Here is a 14,653-nt window from a genome sequence, read left to right on the forward strand (position 1 = left end):
AGTGCTTATGGAAGGGTTATTTGCACTAGAAAAAAGCCTAAGCGGCTTAACGGATCAGCAATTCCACCCAGAACGTGCTGCCCACACCCGGTGTGCTGCTAACCCCGACGGTACCGTTCATCAATTCCGCCAGTTGTTTGGTAATTGCCAATCCAATACCGGTGCCTTCTATTTCGGTATTATCCGCACCCAGGCGCTGAAACGATTGGAATAACAATTGTTGTTGTTGCTCCGCCAGACCGTTGCCGGTATCGGTGATAGAAATTCTCACCCGGTTATCGTCCACCCGTCTGCTGCTCAAGTTGATGGAACCGCTGGGGCGATTGTATTTCACGGCGTTGGACAAAAAATTTAATAAAATTTGTTTGGCGCGTTTCGGGTCTGCTTGCAATTCAATGTTCTCGGGTAAGCAATTATCGACAATCAACACCAGACCTTTATTTTGCGCCAAGGGTGTGATCAGGGTTTGGCAATCCTTGATCAGCTCCGCCAAATTGATGCTGCCGATATTCACGCTGATTTTGCCGGACTCGATTTTAGCCAGATCCAAAAGCTCGTTAATCAGCCCGAGCAAGTGCAGACCGGCCTTGAGTATTTCATTCACTGAATCCAAGTGGGTTTCAGCCAAAGGATGTTCCTGGTCGTCCATTTGCATCAGCTGGGCAAAACCGATAATGGCATTTAGCGGGGTGCGTAATTCGTGGCTCATTTGCGACAGAAATTGGCTTTTGGCCAAGCTGACTTGTTCGGTCCGGTTAATCAATTCTCGCATTACCGTTTGTTCTTCGGCTTTTTTCAGCAGCATTTTCGCCATGAGCATCCGCTCGCCAATATCGTTGATGGTCAACACCGTGCCCATCAGTGCGCCCCGACTGCCTATCAAAGGAGCGATGGTCAGATTCGCGTTCATCGCATAATGGTCGGAAATGGATAAGCGGGTATTGCTGATTTTCAACGGTCCTTGATTGATGACGCTTTGTTGTATCAATTCTGCGATTCGATGCGGTTTGCCGTCTATTTCCAAATTAAAAATGTCGTCGATATTTTGACTGCTAGTCTTGGGACGTTTGCTGCCGATGATGTCCAGAGCGGCGGCATTCATGTATTCAATCGAGCCTTTGTTATCGGTGGTGATTACCCCATCGACGATAGCGTTTAAGGTGATATAGGCGCGCTTTCGTTCTGCGAATAAGGATTGGATCAGTTTCTCAAAATGCCGCCAGCTGCGCAGTGGATAGCTGATTATTAACACCAGTAATGCCACGGACGGTGCAAACCAATAGTGGCTGGTATGCAGTAAGACTAAGCAAAACAGTAAAATTGCCATGGACAGCATAGAAACCGCCAGCGCCAGCCAGCGCAGTGAAAAACAGGTGCTGATCTTGATGGCGATCCCGGCTATGACCAGGCTTAACAGAAATTGCCAATGGCCCGGCAGCGGTTGCCAAAGCGTTTGCTTAATCAGGCCATCCAAGCCGGCTGCGACGAAATCCACGCCGCTCATGGGCCGACTACCGATAGCCAGAGGTGCCGGCAGGTCACGTTCTATACCGCTGGCGGTGAGCCCGACCAATACGTATTTATCGGTGAATAATTGTCCGGACACATTACCTGATAATACGTCCAAATAAGAAACCCTAATGAAATCACTGTCCGGCGCAAAGAACGGCAACCACACCCGATAATCGCCATGTATGCTTTCTGGCGTTGTTTCGATCCGTAAGCCCGGTAAATCGGCAAGTATCTCCGGATGACTCAACGCATAAATAGCCAGCGGCATCGCCGACCACTGCGAGTCTCCCAAGGACAATCGCAATAAAATGCTTCTACTGATGCCGTCTTTGTCTAAATCGACATTGGCGTGCCCCAAGACTGCATGTTTGGCATAGTCCGGCAAGGGCAGCGTTTCCACCATCTTGTTATCGTTTTGTTCGATAATTACCGGCAGTACGACCTGTCCATTATTGGCTAGAGCACGGCTTAAGTGCGCGTCCAACTCAGGATGTTGCCGATCCGCTTCGGAAAAAATAAAATCCAGCCCAATTGCCTTGGGTTTTGCCGGCGTCAGCGTCTCCAGTAGGCGAGCGTGAATATCTCTGGGCCAAGGCCAGCGCCCCAGTTTTTGCAGGCTTTTTTGATCGACTTCGATAATGACAATATCTTTTGAAGCCGGTGTAGCCAACAGCTTTAGTTGGGCATCATAAATCCACCGATCAAAGCGCCACAGTGCATCCGTATAGCTTAAGCCGACTGTAAACAGTATCAGCAGCAAGACGATCAATGATTTTTCGAAGCGGCAAGTCGCCATGGAATTTACTGTGAAAGTGGAAATACTAGGAAAAGTATACTAGTTGCAACCGCAAACAGTTAATGTAAAACAAGGCTTTCCGCTGTTAACGGCCTGACAGCAGGGCGCAAATTGTCTTGAATCCGCAAACCCGCCACTATCAACGCTTGTTAGCTTTTAGCAGCGCTTTCAATCGATATAAGGCGTCCAATGCTTGCCGAGGACTTAAATGATCGGGATCGAGTTCTTCCAGCAGCACGACCGCCGGATGGCATTCCTGACTGGTGAATAAATCAAATTGGTTGATTTCGCTATGATTTTGCAGCTCGATATAGGCGGTGTTTTCCAGTTGCGCCAACTTGTGTTTGGCGTTGGCAATCACAATCTGCGGCACGCCGGCCAGCGCCGCCACTTGTAAACCGTAGCTTTGACTGGCCGGACCGTCTTTCACGGCATGTAAAAATACGATCTTGTCGCCGTGTTCCATCGCGTCCAAATGGATGTTATGGATATTGCCTTGTTCTTCGGCCAACGTGGTTAATTCGAAATAATGGGTCGCGAATAGCGTGAATGCCTGCGTGTGGCGAGCCAAATAATCGGCGCAAGCCCAAGCCAACGATAAGCCGTCGAAGGTGCTGGTACCGCGGCCGATTTCATCCATCAATATCAAGCTGTTGCTGGTGGCGTTATGCAGAATATTGGCGGTTTCCGACATTTCCACCATAAAAGTCGAGCGGCCGCTGGCCAAATCGTCGGAAGCACCGATGCGGGTGAATATCTTGTCTATCGGTCCGCAGCGCAGTGCTTGCGCCGGCACATAACAGCCGATGTGAGCCATCAGCACAATCAATGCCGCTTGGCGCATATAAGTCGATTTACCGCCCATGTTCGGACCGGTGATCACCAGCATCCGCCGCTCTGTTGAGAAATTAAGATCGTTGGCGACGAAGGGAATACTGGATAGCGTTTCCACCACCAGATGCCGGCCGGCGATAATGTCGATGCCCGGCTGTTGGTCCAATATCGGTTGGGACAAGTTTAAGGTTTCGGCACGTTCGGCAAAATTGACCAGCACATCCAGTTCGGCCAAGGCATTGGCGCACTGCTGCAGATCGAGTAACGCATTGCCTAGCGTTTCCAGCAACTGATCGTATAAGGCTTTCTCGAAGGACAGGGATTTTTCGCGGGCACTTAGCACCTTGTCTTCAAAAGATTTAAGCTCCGGCGTGATGTAGCGCTCCGCACCTTTCAGCGTTTGTTTGCGGGTGTAATGCACCGGCACCTTGTCTGCCTGGGCATTGGAAATCTCGATGTAATAACCGTGCACTCGGTTGTAATTGACCTTGAGTGTGGCGATACCTGTAGCCGCTCGTTCGCGCAGTTCCATATCGATCAGGAACTGGTCGGCGTTCTGACTGAGATTACGTAACTCGTCCAGCTCGGGATGATAACCGGGGGCAATCACGCCGCCGTCGCGAATCAGCACCGGCGGATTGTCGATGATGGCGCGTTGCAACAGGGCCAGTAATTCCGGTTGCTCACGCAATTGCGTGCGCAGGCTTTCCAGATGCGGATTGTCGCTATCTGCCAGCTGGCTTTGCAGTTGCGGCAAAACCGCCAAGGTCTGTCGCAGTACCAGCAAATCACGTGGTCGCGCGGATTTCAGAGCGATACGTGAACTAATCCGTTCTATGTCGCCCACCTGACGCAGGCAGCCTTGTAGATCTTCGTATAAATGATTCAGCAATAGACTGGCGATGCAGGAATAACGGCCATTGACAATCGCATGATCGCGCAGCGGTCGGTGTATCCAACGCCGTAGGCAACGGCTGCCCATCGCGGTGGCGGTTTTGTCCAACACCCCCAACAAGGTGTATTGCAGTTGACCGCTGGGATGGCTGTCCAGCTCCAGATTACGGCGGCTGGCGGCGTCCAGGCTAATGCTGTCATCGCTGTTCTCGACGCGGATGCCTTGAATATGGGGCAGGGCGCTTTGTTGGGTGTCGCGGATGTATTGCAGCAAACAACCTGCCGCGCAAATGGCCGCCGGTAAATGTTCGCAGCCGTAGCCTTTCAAATCGTGGCTGTTGAACTGTTTTAAAATCAATAGCCGACAACTATCCAAGTCAAAATGCCAGGGCGGCCGTTTGCATAAGCCCCGGCGTTCCTTGATAGCCGACGGCAGTTTAATATCCTCGCTATACAACAATTCAGCGGGGTTCAAACGCTCGATCTCGCTCAGCAGCTGGGTTTCGTTGTCTACCTGCTGCAGCGTGAATTTACCACTCCCTAAGTCCAAGCAAGCCAGTCCGAACAACTTGTCGAATACGGCTAAAGCCACCAGCAGATTATCCTTGCGATCCTCCAATAAAGCTTCGTCGGTGACAGTGCCGGGCGTGACGATGCGCACCACCTTGCGTTCCACCGGCCCTTTGGATTTGGCCGGGTCGCCAATTTGCTCGCATATGGCGATCGATTCGCCTTGTTTCAGCAGGCGGGCGATGTAGTTTTCCGCCGCATGATAAGGAATGCCGGCCATAGGAATGGGTTGCCCGCCGGACTGGCCGCGAGCGGTCAGCGTAATATCCAATAACTGCGCGGCCTTTTTCGCATCATCGAAAAACAGCTCGTAGAAATCTCCCATTCGGTAAAACAACAGCGTGTCAGGCTGGCCGGATTTGATGCGCATATATTGTTGCATCATCGGGGTGTGCTGTGTTTCGTTGCCTTGCCTGCTGTCTTGTTTTGTTTGGATATTCATTCGTAAGTTAATGAAATAACAGATAATAGCTCTATGTTGTGAGCCGGGTTCACTCCAGCTACACTTTTCAAAACTTCCCTGCACTTTGCTGTTTAGTATAGGTTTTAGTATAGGTTTTTTCGAGTTATACTCGCGTCATCGATCAACATAAAAAACCTACACTAAAATGCAATTCGATGCCCGCACCGCTAAAGCTTTGCAGCCAGGACAGCATATGGCTTTTGACGATTACCCAGGACTGCGTTTGTCTGCCATGGCAAAAGTGAGAACTTGGTTTTATCGGTATAGAAGCACTGTTGATGGACGCCTTAGGCAGGTGTCAATTGGTCATTGGCCATCTATGTCATTTCCAGTGGCTATTGTCGCTTGGGAAGCTTTGAAAAACTAGCGTGATTCTGGTAATGATCCTGTATTAGAGGCAAAGCAAGCTAAATTAGAGGCAAAAGCTTTGATATTAAAACAAGAGGCGGCAAATTCTGAAAACGCTTATACAGTTAGAGTGCTGTGTGATGAATATTTAGCTGGACATGTTTGTCGCCACAGAGCCAAAAAAGGTTCTACTGAAATTACTAGGATGTTTAACACAATGCTGGGTGATATGGCGGATTTACCATCCACTGCAATTACCCGCTCAATGGCTTTTGATTTGATTCAAAAGTACGCCGCAATATCGCCCGTGCAGGCCGGAAAATTACGATGTGAGTTAGGAGCAGTATGGGATTATGCAATGGATGCCGGCAGACTACCTGAAGCTGCAGTAAATTGGTGGCGCTTAATTTTACGTGGAAAAATTGGATCAAAAGGAAAGACCATAGAAGGTAAGAACATCGGCGTGGTCAAACGCGTACTCACTGAAGACGAAATCGGTGAATTGATAGCTTGGCTTCCAAATTTCGCACCGATAATTACTGACGTTCTAATGTTATATCTCTGGACCGGAACTCGCGGCTCAGAAATTGTCGGCATGTCAGGAACTGAAATTAGTGAAGAGGGCGGTCAAGTTTGGTGGACGATACCGAAAATTAGAACGAAAAATGCTCGACATGAAACTGCTACAGATCAAAGGGTGCCCTTATTCGGTAGGGGTTTGGCAGTGGTGTTACGGCGGAAAAAATTGTATGGAGACGGTTTTCTATTTCCATCCCGTCATAAAGTGGGGCACATCGAACAAAAATACGTCACTGAACAGGTGTTTTATAGACAGCCCTATAGTCAGATACGCCCTGAGCAGGTGAGGCCTCGATTAACGGTGACTCATTGGGCACCGCATGATTTGCGACGGACTTCACGCACCTTGCTTGCAAAATTAGGATGTCCAGATTCCGTAGGTGAAACGATTCTCGGTCATATGTTACCCGGTGTGGTAGGAACTTATAATCGGCATCAATATGACGATGAAAAACGCCTATGGCTCTTTAATCTGTCAGAGCATCTTGAGTCATTGGCAAATTTCTAGATTTAGGTTTGCCGTTGCGTCCGCCTATTGCCGTATTAGGAGGGGGTAATAAATCGGAAACAGGACGCGACTCAGCCCATTCTTCAATTTCGCGTAGTAACCAGCAGGAACGGCGTGCAGATGCTTTACGAGGCTTAGGGAACTCATCGGCACGAATCAATGATTGGATGGTAGATTCAGAAAGCCCTGTGACTTCTGAAACCGCCTCAAGATCAATCATGATGGGTCTCAATACCGACTGACGTTTATGTGTATTAGTCACGACTTGATCTGACACATCGACTTGAAAAGATGAGAGTTACCGGTTTTGATAGGGGTGTCGAATCCTTACACAAAACACAAAAGGTAACTCTCATGATCCATACAAACAATCCGATCATTAAACACAAAGCGGGGCTGTTAAATTTAGCCCAAGAACTGAATAACGTCTCCAGAGCCTGCAAGGTGATGGGTGTCTCGCGCGATACGTTTTATCGTTATCAAGAGCTGGTAGCCGAAGGTGGCATTGATGCCTTAATCGACAAAAACCGCCGGTCTCCGAATCTGAAGAATCGCGTCGATGAAAGCATTGAGCTGGCAGTGAAAGCCTATGCGGTTGAGTGGCCAGCGCATGGACAGCATCGAACCAGTAATGAACTGCGTAAACAAGGAGTATTCGTATCCGGCAGCGGCGTTCGCTCCATCTGGTTACGGCATGACCTGGAGAACTTTAAAAAGAGGCTTAAAGCACTGGAAGCCAAGGTAGCCGCCGAAGGGTTAATGCTGAGCGATGCGCAGATTGCGGCGTTGGAGAAAAAGCAGCAGGATGATCAAGCCTGCGGCGAAATCGAAACAGCCCATCCCGGTTACCTGGGTTCGCAGGATACTTTTTACGTCGGCAACCTCAAAGGGGTTGGGCGGATATACCAGCAGACTTACGTGGACACTTATAGCAAAGTCGCACACTGCAAGTTGTATACAACCAAAACGCCCATTACCGCAGCGGATATCCTGAATGACAAAGTATTGCCGTTCTACGAAGCCAACGCATTACCCGTTCTACGCATTCTGACGGATCGCGGCACAGAATATTGTGGCAAGGTCGAACAGCATGATTATCAGCTATACCTGGCGATCAACGACATCGACCATACCAAAACCAAGGCCATGTCACCGCAAACCAATGGGATTTGCGAACGCTTCCATAAGACCATCTTGCAGGAGTTCTATCAGGTCACGTTCCGCAAAAAGCTCTATAGCGACCTGGATCAACTCCAAAAAGATCTGGACGAATGGCTGGTTTATTACAACAATGACCGAACTCATCAGGGCAGAATGTGCAACGGCAGAACGCCGATGGATACCTTGCTGGATGGAAAACAGATTTGGGCTCAAAAAAATCTGAACCAAATCTAATCTGACAGACACCCCGCAAAAACGGTAACTGTCAGATCAGGTCTGAGCTAATACAACCGGATTGGTTGCCATTTTATCTTACTCAGGATTCAAATATTTTTGGTTAACCTTCTCATAAATGTATTTTGCAGATGCTGCAGCGATCAGTGAGATCTTCACGGGCTTTTAACAAAACCCAAGATTGACATTGTGGACACTTCGAAAGTTGAACTCGTTTATCTTTGATGTCCTGTGCCACCACCCAAGCATCGGAAAACTCGAGTTGTCCCAAGGGATATGATTTTTTATACGCATTAAAGGCAGTAATTAGCGTCTGGATTTGGCCTTCTTTCGATTTGGCCGTGGCAACCTGAAAACACACGGCGAAGATGGTTACATCTTTATACTTACGGCGACTACCGGTCAAACCTCGGGTTGAAAACTTGATCGATCCACGACTGGGCGATTGGCCATGTAATTGACGGTATGTCTGCCTCAGTAACTTTATTGGTACTCCCGTTGCTTGATGCACGATTTTGACTTTCGCATGGAGATTGAGCAGTTCTATCGCCAAGGTTTGTTGTTGATATTTCTTGAGCATTAGCTGCCTCCCTTAATCAATAGTGCCGCTTAATCCAAGCATGGCTTCCAGCATCGGAGGCGATTCTCTATTGATGTTTTGAATAAACTGACTCGAAAATCGAGGGGTAAAACATAGCCAGTTTGAGCGGGAAATTAAGTCAATGTCTTCTAAAGATAAACGACCAACTGCCAAGCGCATGGCCTCATCGGTAATCCCCAAGATTAATTCGGTCAGCACCGGGTTCTCCCGTGCGATTTCTCTGGCTTTGATGAGCCATGCCTGATTCATGGAATAGATCTCTTCATCGCAACCCAGTTGATCTATCGCCGTCAGTTTGTCAAAGTAGGCCTCAAGATTTTTGAATGCTGACTGCATCATGTTGTCGACGTGCTCCGCCATATTGACTATTTTCAGTTTCGATTTCAGATAATCGGATCCGAATTCGGCAACCAGTGGCAAAAACAATTCCTGAAAGAAACTCTGCGTGATGGTTTTGACGTCCTTAAAATCAATCGTCAGCGATTGCTGATTGGCAAAGCACTCCCGTGCCAGTCGCGCGAAATTTTTGCCATGGATTGCCTGGGGTATTTGGGAATGGGGGGCTGTAACGACAACGATATGCATGCGACTTCTCCTTAGTAGCTCATTGATTGCCTCTAACGAGTGCTTGGTTTGTTCAAAGATTGACTTTTTGATTTTGCGGAAACCCAACGCCGCCGCCCCGACCGATCAGTCCACACCTCGCAGATAGGGCATTGGCTAAATGCGGCATCAGGGTGAATCATGCCCAGGTAGCGGGCGCGGCAACGACCGCAAACCATGAATACCAAATCACCCGCAGAGAGCAGGCTGGTCAAATACCAAGCCCTGTTGATGTCTAACGGATAAAGTTGACTGGAGCGTGGTTGGATAAATTGCCTATCGGCTAAAATTCTGGAAGCAACCTTGGTGTATATCTCATAGGTCGCAACCAGTAAGGTCGCGCTTAGGCTTGGGGTAGAAAGCCGGCTCCTAATGTCTTCAATAATGCTTAAAAATAAAGAAGCATGAATATTGTTGAATGCTGAGCGAATGGCCCATTGATGATCATGTGGCAGCATGCCTTGTTTGGGCGATTTTCCTTGTATAGCTTTAAAAAATGTGATGCTTTGCTTTCGGGTTAGATGGCAGAGTTGGCTGACAATTGGCGGACGGGTGCCGAGTTGAATTAGCCTTTCCGCCAAGACCTAGTCTGCGCCTATATTTGACCTGCTTTTAAACGGCATTGGTTTCATCCGCAGTTCTAGTGATACAAGGTTGGAGGAGATCCACATAGGCAACCAGGGGCAAGTTGCTTGGGGTATAGACAGGCAATAACTGAATCACAGCGCGACTGCTTTCGGCGTGTTCACGAAGTTGCTCCTGTGTCATGCCGGCGAGACGGTCTATGCCAACTCGATCTAATCCAAATCGCCAGGCCGCTTCTTCAGGATTACTGCGCGCGCACTCTCTAGCAAGCATGAGATATTCGAAATTTAACCGGGCAAGATCTTCGTCCAGTGTTGACATAAACGCCTCTGAGTTGATTAACGACTGTTGTCGATATGCTAGGAGAGCAACGCGCAAATGTCCCGGTCGCAAAGTGACCTGATTTGGGTCACAAACCTCCGGAACCCCCGATAGATATGATTTGGCTTTGTTGAAAATAATTGTCCTATTGCGCTGGCGACGCTTTTTTCGGCAAATAACGGACGGCCAATTTGATAACGCCAGGCTAATTGCAGGGTCCAATGAATTGAATGATCCTGAAATTCTTCTAATCTCGTTCTGCTTACCAGGGACTTTGCCTACAAGAAGTAGAGCCTTAATTGGTGTTTGACCTGAATAATTGCATTCCAAAATCATTTTTATATTGCTTATCTTGAATTTGTTATGGAGGAAATTGTTATGAATCGGCTATTCGCTAACCAGACAACTACTGCTGGTTACCTGGTTTGGGGTGGTTTATGCGCGAGGTAATTCAATGCTTGATCGATTGGTTGGATAGCGAGCCAAGCGATGAAAAAGGGCACCGCATATTGCGCGCGTTAGCCCAGGAATCGTTGAAGAAGTCAGAATTCGAAGAGTCGAAGCGCCGGTTCACGGCTGATGAAATCGTCGCCGCAGTCGGTGAATCTATAGGAATTTCCGATCCTAAAAAGTGGATCGATTGGCCGGGTTCGTTGAAGAAATATTGCGAAACCCGAGAGCCGCAAATCTTAGAGTTTGCTCGTAAACGTGGGTTGTCTTGTTATCCAAAACCTGACCGTAAAAGCACAAAGGGCGGTCCGGGACAACTCACGACGTTCTATATCAAGGCAGAACCGATACCGGAAATAACGGAAGAAGACCAAACGATTGACGGCGTCCTTGGCAGGAACAATGCAGCCGATTTGCAAGCCAGCTATCAAATGACTGAACTAGGTGAAGTCAAACCCAGTTGGATCGCGAGTCGGTTATTTCGGCGTGGACAAATCGAATTAAGACAATGGCATGTCTGGGTTATAGCGGGTTGGCTAGCAATCATAGCTGGGTTCTCGGTGTTAATTGCTTATGCTGGATGGCTATCGTTATCCGTACCCAGATCCGTGACAACGCAAGATTTGACATTACTGGTCAGTATTTTCGCGATTCCCTATGGTTCCTGGGTCACGATCATCAAGCCTTGGATATTATTGTTGGATGATCGAATCGTCGTAGCTCATGAACTGTTTACAAATTTTCATGAACAGTCTGCCCAGTTCGAACTGCTACGAGACGGGGATTTAAGAGTAATTCGGTTAGTTCGGTATTCGGCGGCATGTCCCATTTGTGGCGCCACTATTTATCTCGAAAAAGGCGAGCCGGATTACAGACGAAGATTGGTGGGGCGTTGTTATGAAAGCCCGAGAGAGCATGTGTTTAGTTTTGATAGAATCACTCGTTGCGGGCGATTACTGGTTGATCGATAACTTGTCGAGAGGAACTGCTGCCGCACAGTTTATTCTTATTTCAATACATTTCATTTGCCCTACGACTAGCTGCGGCATACAATCGCCGCTGGTTTTAAGGTTCCCGTCATTCACGGGTGAAACTGGAAGTCGGTTAAATGCCGACGCTGCCCCCGCAACGGTAGGTGATTCGTCACGAGCCCGGAGACAGGCCTAAAACGGATACACCACAGTATTGCGGAGGGCGATCTGTCAAATCGGTTTTTTTTGGTTTGTCTTTCCCTCTGTTATTCCGTCCACCTTATTCGGAACAGACAACCATGAAAACACTCGCGGTATCTACCACCCTTTCTTCCTCAAAAATCCTGCCCGGCCTGAGTGCTATTGTTTTGGGCCTGACCGTCGTTTTAGGTTTGGGTTTCTTGCAGGACGCCAACAACTACCTGCATAACGCCGCCCACGACGGACGCCATAGCGCTGCGTTTCCCTGCCATTAACATGGCGGATTTTCGTAGGCTGATCGCCATCTCGCTACTGGCGGGACTATTGGGCGGCTTGTTACTCAGCGTGCTACAACACTATCAAACCTTGCCCTTGATTTTGGCCGCCGAACAATTCGAAACACCATCGGCTGAGCATGTGCATGACTGGCAACCGACGGACGGCTGGCAACGCAATGGCTTTACTTTGCTGTTCAATGGCCTGACCGGCTTCGGCTTTGCCTTGTTGATCAGTGCCGCCCTGTACTGGCGGGATCAACGCGGTTACCTGTGCGGACTCGGCTGGGGTTTGGCCGGTTATTGGGTATTTTTTGTCGCGCCATCATTGGGCTTGCCGCCGGAGTTGCCCGGCACCGACAGCGCCGAATTGCACAGTCGCCAAGCGTGGTGGCTTTTTACGGCCGCCGCTACCGCGATTGGCTTGTTTGGTCTTTTTTTGACCAAACAGCGCTGGCTGCAAATCGGCGGCGCTGGCTTACTGGCCTTACCGCATCTGATCGGCGCACCGCATCCGGAGGTTGCCCAGGCTTTAGCGCCCGAAGCCTTACAACAACATTTTGTGGTGTTAACATCCATCAACAACGCTATTTTCTGGCTGACCTTAGGCGCCATATCGGGCCGATTGTTGCGTAAAGTAACGTTTTAGTGATGAATGCTACTGCAACACGCCATTGCCCGGCGATATTGATCAGCGCCCCTGCCTCCGGGCAAGGCAAAACCACCATTACTGCGGCTTTGGCCTATTACCATCGCCAGCAAAACCGCAAGGTACGCGTGTTCAAAACCGGCCCGGATTTTATCGATCCGAAAATATTGAGCTTTGCTTGCGAACAACCGGTTTATCAGCTGGATTTATGGATGATGGGCGAAGCGCATTGCCGTGAGATGCTTTATAACGCCGCCGCCGACGCTGACATCGTCTTGATTGAAGGTGTCATGGGCTTGTTCGACGGCGATAGCAGCAGCGCCGATTTGGCACAAACACTAGACGTGCCTGTGGCCGTTGTCATCGATGCGGGCGGCATGGCACAAACTTTTGCCGCTGTGGCTTATGGCTTAGCCCATTACAGAGCCAACTTGCCGTTTGCCGGCGTCATCGCCAACAAAGTAGGCAGTCCGGGTCATGCTAAATTGCTGGAAGAAGCCTTGCCGGACAGCATGCCGCTACTGGCGGCGATGGCGAAAGACGACGCGGTCGGCTTACCTTCGCGGCATCTGGGTTTGTTGCAGGCCGACGAAATCGGCGATCTCGATCTTCGCCTGGCGCGAGCCGCCGAATTGCTCAGCAACCTTGCGCCGTGCCGATTGCCGCAGCCGGTCGCCTTCGCGCCGATTACTACCGATCCGCCGCCGAAATTGCTGACTGGTAAGCGTATCGCGGTAGCTCGCGATGCCGCATTTTCGTTTATCTATCAAGCAAATCTGGATTGTTTGCAAGCCATGGGCGCTGAACTGACGTTTTTCTCGCCGCTCGCAGACCAGGCATTACCCAAGGCAGACAGTATCTACCTGCCCGGCGGTTACCCGGAACTACATCTCCAAACATTGGCCGACAATGTCGCCATGAAACAAGCCTTGCAGCAACATCATCAAGCCGGTAAACCGATTTACGCCGAATGCGGCGGTTTTTTATATTTGCTGGAACGTTTGGCCGATAAAGACGGCAATGCGGCAGCGATGGCAGGATTACTACCCGCTAGCGCGCAGATGCAAAAACGGCTGGTCAATCTTGGCATGCACAGCGTGCAGTTGGAACAAGGTGAAATTCGCGGGCATAGCTTTCATCACTCGCAACTGGAAACCACACTGCAGCCGTTCACCGAATCGAAGCCCCAACGCAATCGTCGCCGTAACGAAAACTTTTATCAGCTGGGTTCGTTGCAAGCGTCTTATCTGCACACCTACTTTCCGTTCAACCCCCAGGTCGCGGCTGGATTTTTTCTATGAGCATTCAACCTAAAGTGTGGTTTGTCGGCGCAGGTCCGGGTGACCCCGATCTAATCACCGTCAAAGGCCGCGACTTAATCGCCAAAGCGGATGCCATTTTGTTCGCAGGCTCGCTGGTACAGGCCGCAGCGACGCAATGGGCCCCAAGCGCTTGCGTGATCAAAGATTCCAAAGACATGACTTTGGAGCAGATTACCAACTGGCTAACCGAACAAGCCGGTCCTGGCAAAACCGTCATTCGCCTGCAAACCGGCGACCCTGGCTTGTATGGCGCATTAATCGAAATGGTGCAACCGCTGGATGCGGCCAATATTGCCGTCGAAGTAGTGCCGGGCGTCTCGTCGGCATTCGCCGCGATGGCTTGCGCGGTGGAAAGCCTGACCTTGCCCGAAGTCACGCAAACCGTGATTTTAACCCGTGTTGAAGGCCGCACGCCGATGCCGGACGGTGAATCCTTGCAAGAACTGGCCAGCCATCACACCACGCTGTGCCTGTTTTTATCGATCACCTTGTTGCCCTTGATCGAGCGCGAATTAAAAGCCGCCAACTGGGCTGATGATTCCCCGGTATTGGTGGTTCATAAGGCCAGCTGGCCGGGTGAACAACAGATTATTCGCGGCACCCTGGCTGATATTCGCGAACGCTGCCGGGCCGCCAAAATCAACAGTCAGGCCATGATCGTCATCAGCCCCGCCTTGGGCGCGCGGCACTGGCCATCGTTAAAAAAATCCAAACTTTATGATGCCGGTTTTACCCATCGTTTTCGCCGCGCCGAGCGGCCTCAGCCTAAGGAATAA

14 protein-coding genes and 1 riboswitch are annotated in these 14,653 nt (G+C 49.8%); of the genes, 7 read left to right on the forward strand and 7 right to left on the reverse strand.

Annotated features, from left to right (window positions below):
• Positions 1 to 46: 46 nt before the first annotated feature.
• Positions 47 to 2,308, reverse strand: a complete 2,262-nt coding sequence (locus ACH5Y9_RS06970; RefSeq protein ID WP_445369060.1) for a CHASE2 domain-containing protein — start codon at positions 2,306 to 2,308, stop codon at positions 47 to 49.
• Positions 2,309 to 2,447: 139 nt separating this feature from the next.
• On the reverse strand, positions 2,448 to 5,048 hold the full coding sequence (gene mutS, locus ACH5Y9_RS06975) for a DNA mismatch repair protein MutS (protein ID WP_445369061.1): 2,601 nt from the start codon (positions 5,046 to 5,048) through the stop codon (positions 2,448 to 2,450).
• 448 nt (positions 5,049 to 5,496) lie between these two features.
• Here mutS and ACH5Y9_RS06980 point away from each other — a divergent pair, with 448 nt between their 5' ends.
• Positions 5,497 to 6,504, forward strand: coding sequence for a tyrosine-type recombinase/integrase (locus ACH5Y9_RS06980; protein WP_445369062.1), 1,008 nt, complete (start codon positions 5,497 to 5,499; stop codon positions 6,502 to 6,504).
• Here ACH5Y9_RS06980 and ACH5Y9_RS06985 read toward each other — a convergent pair.
• Positions 6,464 to 6,724, reverse strand: a complete 261-nt coding sequence (locus ACH5Y9_RS06985; RefSeq protein WP_203531396.1) for a helix-turn-helix transcriptional regulator — start codon at positions 6,722 to 6,724, stop codon at positions 6,464 to 6,466. The genes ACH5Y9_RS06980 and ACH5Y9_RS06985 overlap by 41 nt on opposite strands.
• Before the next feature lie 134 nt (positions 6,725 to 6,858).
• Between ACH5Y9_RS06985 and ACH5Y9_RS06990 the strand changes: the two genes are divergently transcribed.
• Positions 6,859 to 7,899 (forward strand): IS481 family transposase, encoded by a 1,041-nt coding sequence (locus ACH5Y9_RS06990; RefSeq protein WP_445369063.1) that lies wholly within the window; start codon positions 6,859 to 6,861, stop codon positions 7,897 to 7,899.
• Between the two features lie 112 nt (positions 7,900 to 8,011).
• Here ACH5Y9_RS06990 and ACH5Y9_RS06995 read toward each other — a convergent pair whose 3' ends face one another.
• From ACH5Y9_RS06995 to ACH5Y9_RS07010, 4 genes are read right to left on the reverse strand one after another with little or no spacing between them, the layout of a single operon-like run.
• Entirely contained in the window at positions 8,012 to 8,479 is a 468-nt protein-coding gene (locus tag ACH5Y9_RS06995) for a FlhC family transcriptional regulator (protein WP_026600434.1), read from the reverse strand.
• A 12-nt stretch (positions 8,480 to 8,491) separates the two neighbouring features.
• Complete coding sequence (locus tag ACH5Y9_RS07000) at positions 8,492 to 9,085, reverse strand: STAS-like domain-containing protein (protein ID WP_445369064.1); 594 nt, start codon at positions 9,083 to 9,085, stop codon at positions 8,492 to 8,494.
• Between the two features lie 32 nt (positions 9,086 to 9,117).
• The gene (locus tag ACH5Y9_RS07005; protein WP_445369065.1) at positions 9,118 to 9,684 is read right to left on the reverse strand and encodes a FlhC family transcriptional regulator; all 567 of its coding nucleotides are present in this window, start codon (positions 9,682 to 9,684) and stop codon (positions 9,118 to 9,120) included.
• A 31-nt stretch (positions 9,685 to 9,715) separates the two neighbouring features.
• Complete coding sequence (locus ACH5Y9_RS07010; RefSeq protein WP_445369066.1) at positions 9,716 to 10,345, reverse strand: hypothetical protein; 630 nt, start codon at positions 10,343 to 10,345, stop codon at positions 9,716 to 9,718.
• Between the two features lie 122 nt (positions 10,346 to 10,467).
• Here ACH5Y9_RS07010 and ACH5Y9_RS07015 point away from each other — a divergent pair, with 122 nt between their 5' ends.
• The 5 genes from ACH5Y9_RS07015 (at position 10,468) to cobM (ending at position 14,653) form a co-directional block, all read left to right on the forward strand.
• Positions 10,468 to 11,430: a hypothetical protein gene (locus tag ACH5Y9_RS07015; protein WP_445366713.1), complete on the forward strand. Its 963-nt coding sequence runs from the start codon at positions 10,468 to 10,470 to the stop codon at positions 11,428 to 11,430.
• 80 nt (positions 11,431 to 11,510) lie between these two features.
• Positions 11,511 to 11,640, forward strand: a riboswitch (cobalamin riboswitch).
• Between the two features lie 89 nt (positions 11,641 to 11,729).
• Entirely contained in the window at positions 11,730 to 11,906 is a 177-nt protein-coding gene (locus ACH5Y9_RS07020; RefSeq protein ID WP_081733726.1) for a CbtB domain-containing protein, read from the forward strand.
• A gap of 1 nt (position 11,907) precedes the next feature.
• The gene (locus ACH5Y9_RS07025) at positions 11,908 to 12,555 is read left to right on the forward strand and encodes a CbtA family protein (protein WP_445366712.1); all 648 of its coding nucleotides are present in this window, start codon (positions 11,908 to 11,910) and stop codon (positions 12,553 to 12,555) included.
• Positions 12,556 to 12,557: 2 nt separating this feature from the next.
• Positions 12,558 to 13,856 carry a cobyrinate a,c-diamide synthase gene (locus tag ACH5Y9_RS07030; RefSeq protein WP_445369067.1) on the forward strand — a complete coding sequence of 433 codons (1,299 nt, stop codon included), beginning with the start codon at positions 12,558 to 12,560 and terminating at the stop codon, positions 13,854 to 13,856.
• The gene (gene cobM / locus ACH5Y9_RS07035; RefSeq protein WP_445366710.1) at positions 13,853 to 14,653 is read left to right on the forward strand and encodes a precorrin-4 C(11)-methyltransferase; all 801 of its coding nucleotides are present in this window, start codon (positions 13,853 to 13,855) and stop codon (positions 14,651 to 14,653) included. The genes ACH5Y9_RS07030 and cobM overlap by 4 nt, the downstream gene beginning before the upstream one ends.

Source organism: Methylomonas sp. BW4-1 (assembly GCF_052474385.1).

Excerpts from the sequence above, each read along its gene's own strand:
- ACH5Y9_RS06970 (WP_445369060.1), bottom strand. The coding sequence starts at position 2,308 with ATGGCGACTTGCCGCTTCGAAAAATCATTGATCGTCTTGCTGCTGATA.
- mutS (WP_445369061.1), bottom strand. The coding sequence starts at position 5,048 with ATGAATATCCAAACAAAACAAGACAGCAGGCAAGGCAACGAAACACAG.
- ACH5Y9_RS06985 (WP_203531396.1), bottom strand. The coding sequence starts at position 6,724 with ATGATTGATCTTGAGGCGGTTTCAGAAGTCACAGGGCTTTCTGAATCT.
- ACH5Y9_RS06990 (WP_445369063.1), top strand. The coding sequence starts at position 6,859 with ATGATCCATACAAACAATCCGATCATTAAACACAAAGCGGGGCTGTTA.
- ACH5Y9_RS06995 (WP_026600434.1), bottom strand. The coding sequence starts at position 8,479 with ATGCTCAAGAAATATCAACAACAAACCTTGGCGATAGAACTGCTCAAT.
- ACH5Y9_RS07000 (WP_445369064.1), bottom strand. The coding sequence starts at position 9,085 with ATGCATATCGTTGTCGTTACAGCCCCCCATTCCCAAATACCCCAGGCA.
- ACH5Y9_RS07010 (WP_445369066.1), bottom strand. The coding sequence starts at position 10,345 with ATGATTTTGGAATGCAATTATTCAGGTCAAACACCAATTAAGGCTCTA.
- ACH5Y9_RS07020 (WP_081733726.1), top strand. The coding sequence starts at position 11,730 with ATGAAAACACTCGCGGTATCTACCACCCTTTCTTCCTCAAAAATCCTG.
- ACH5Y9_RS07025 (WP_445366712.1), top strand. The coding sequence starts at position 11,908 with ATGGCGGATTTTCGTAGGCTGATCGCCATCTCGCTACTGGCGGGACTA.
- ACH5Y9_RS07030 (WP_445369067.1), top strand. The coding sequence starts at position 12,558 with ATGAATGCTACTGCAACACGCCATTGCCCGGCGATATTGATCAGCGCC.
- cobM (WP_445366710.1), top strand. The coding sequence starts at position 13,853 with ATGAGCATTCAACCTAAAGTGTGGTTTGTCGGCGCAGGTCCGGGTGAC.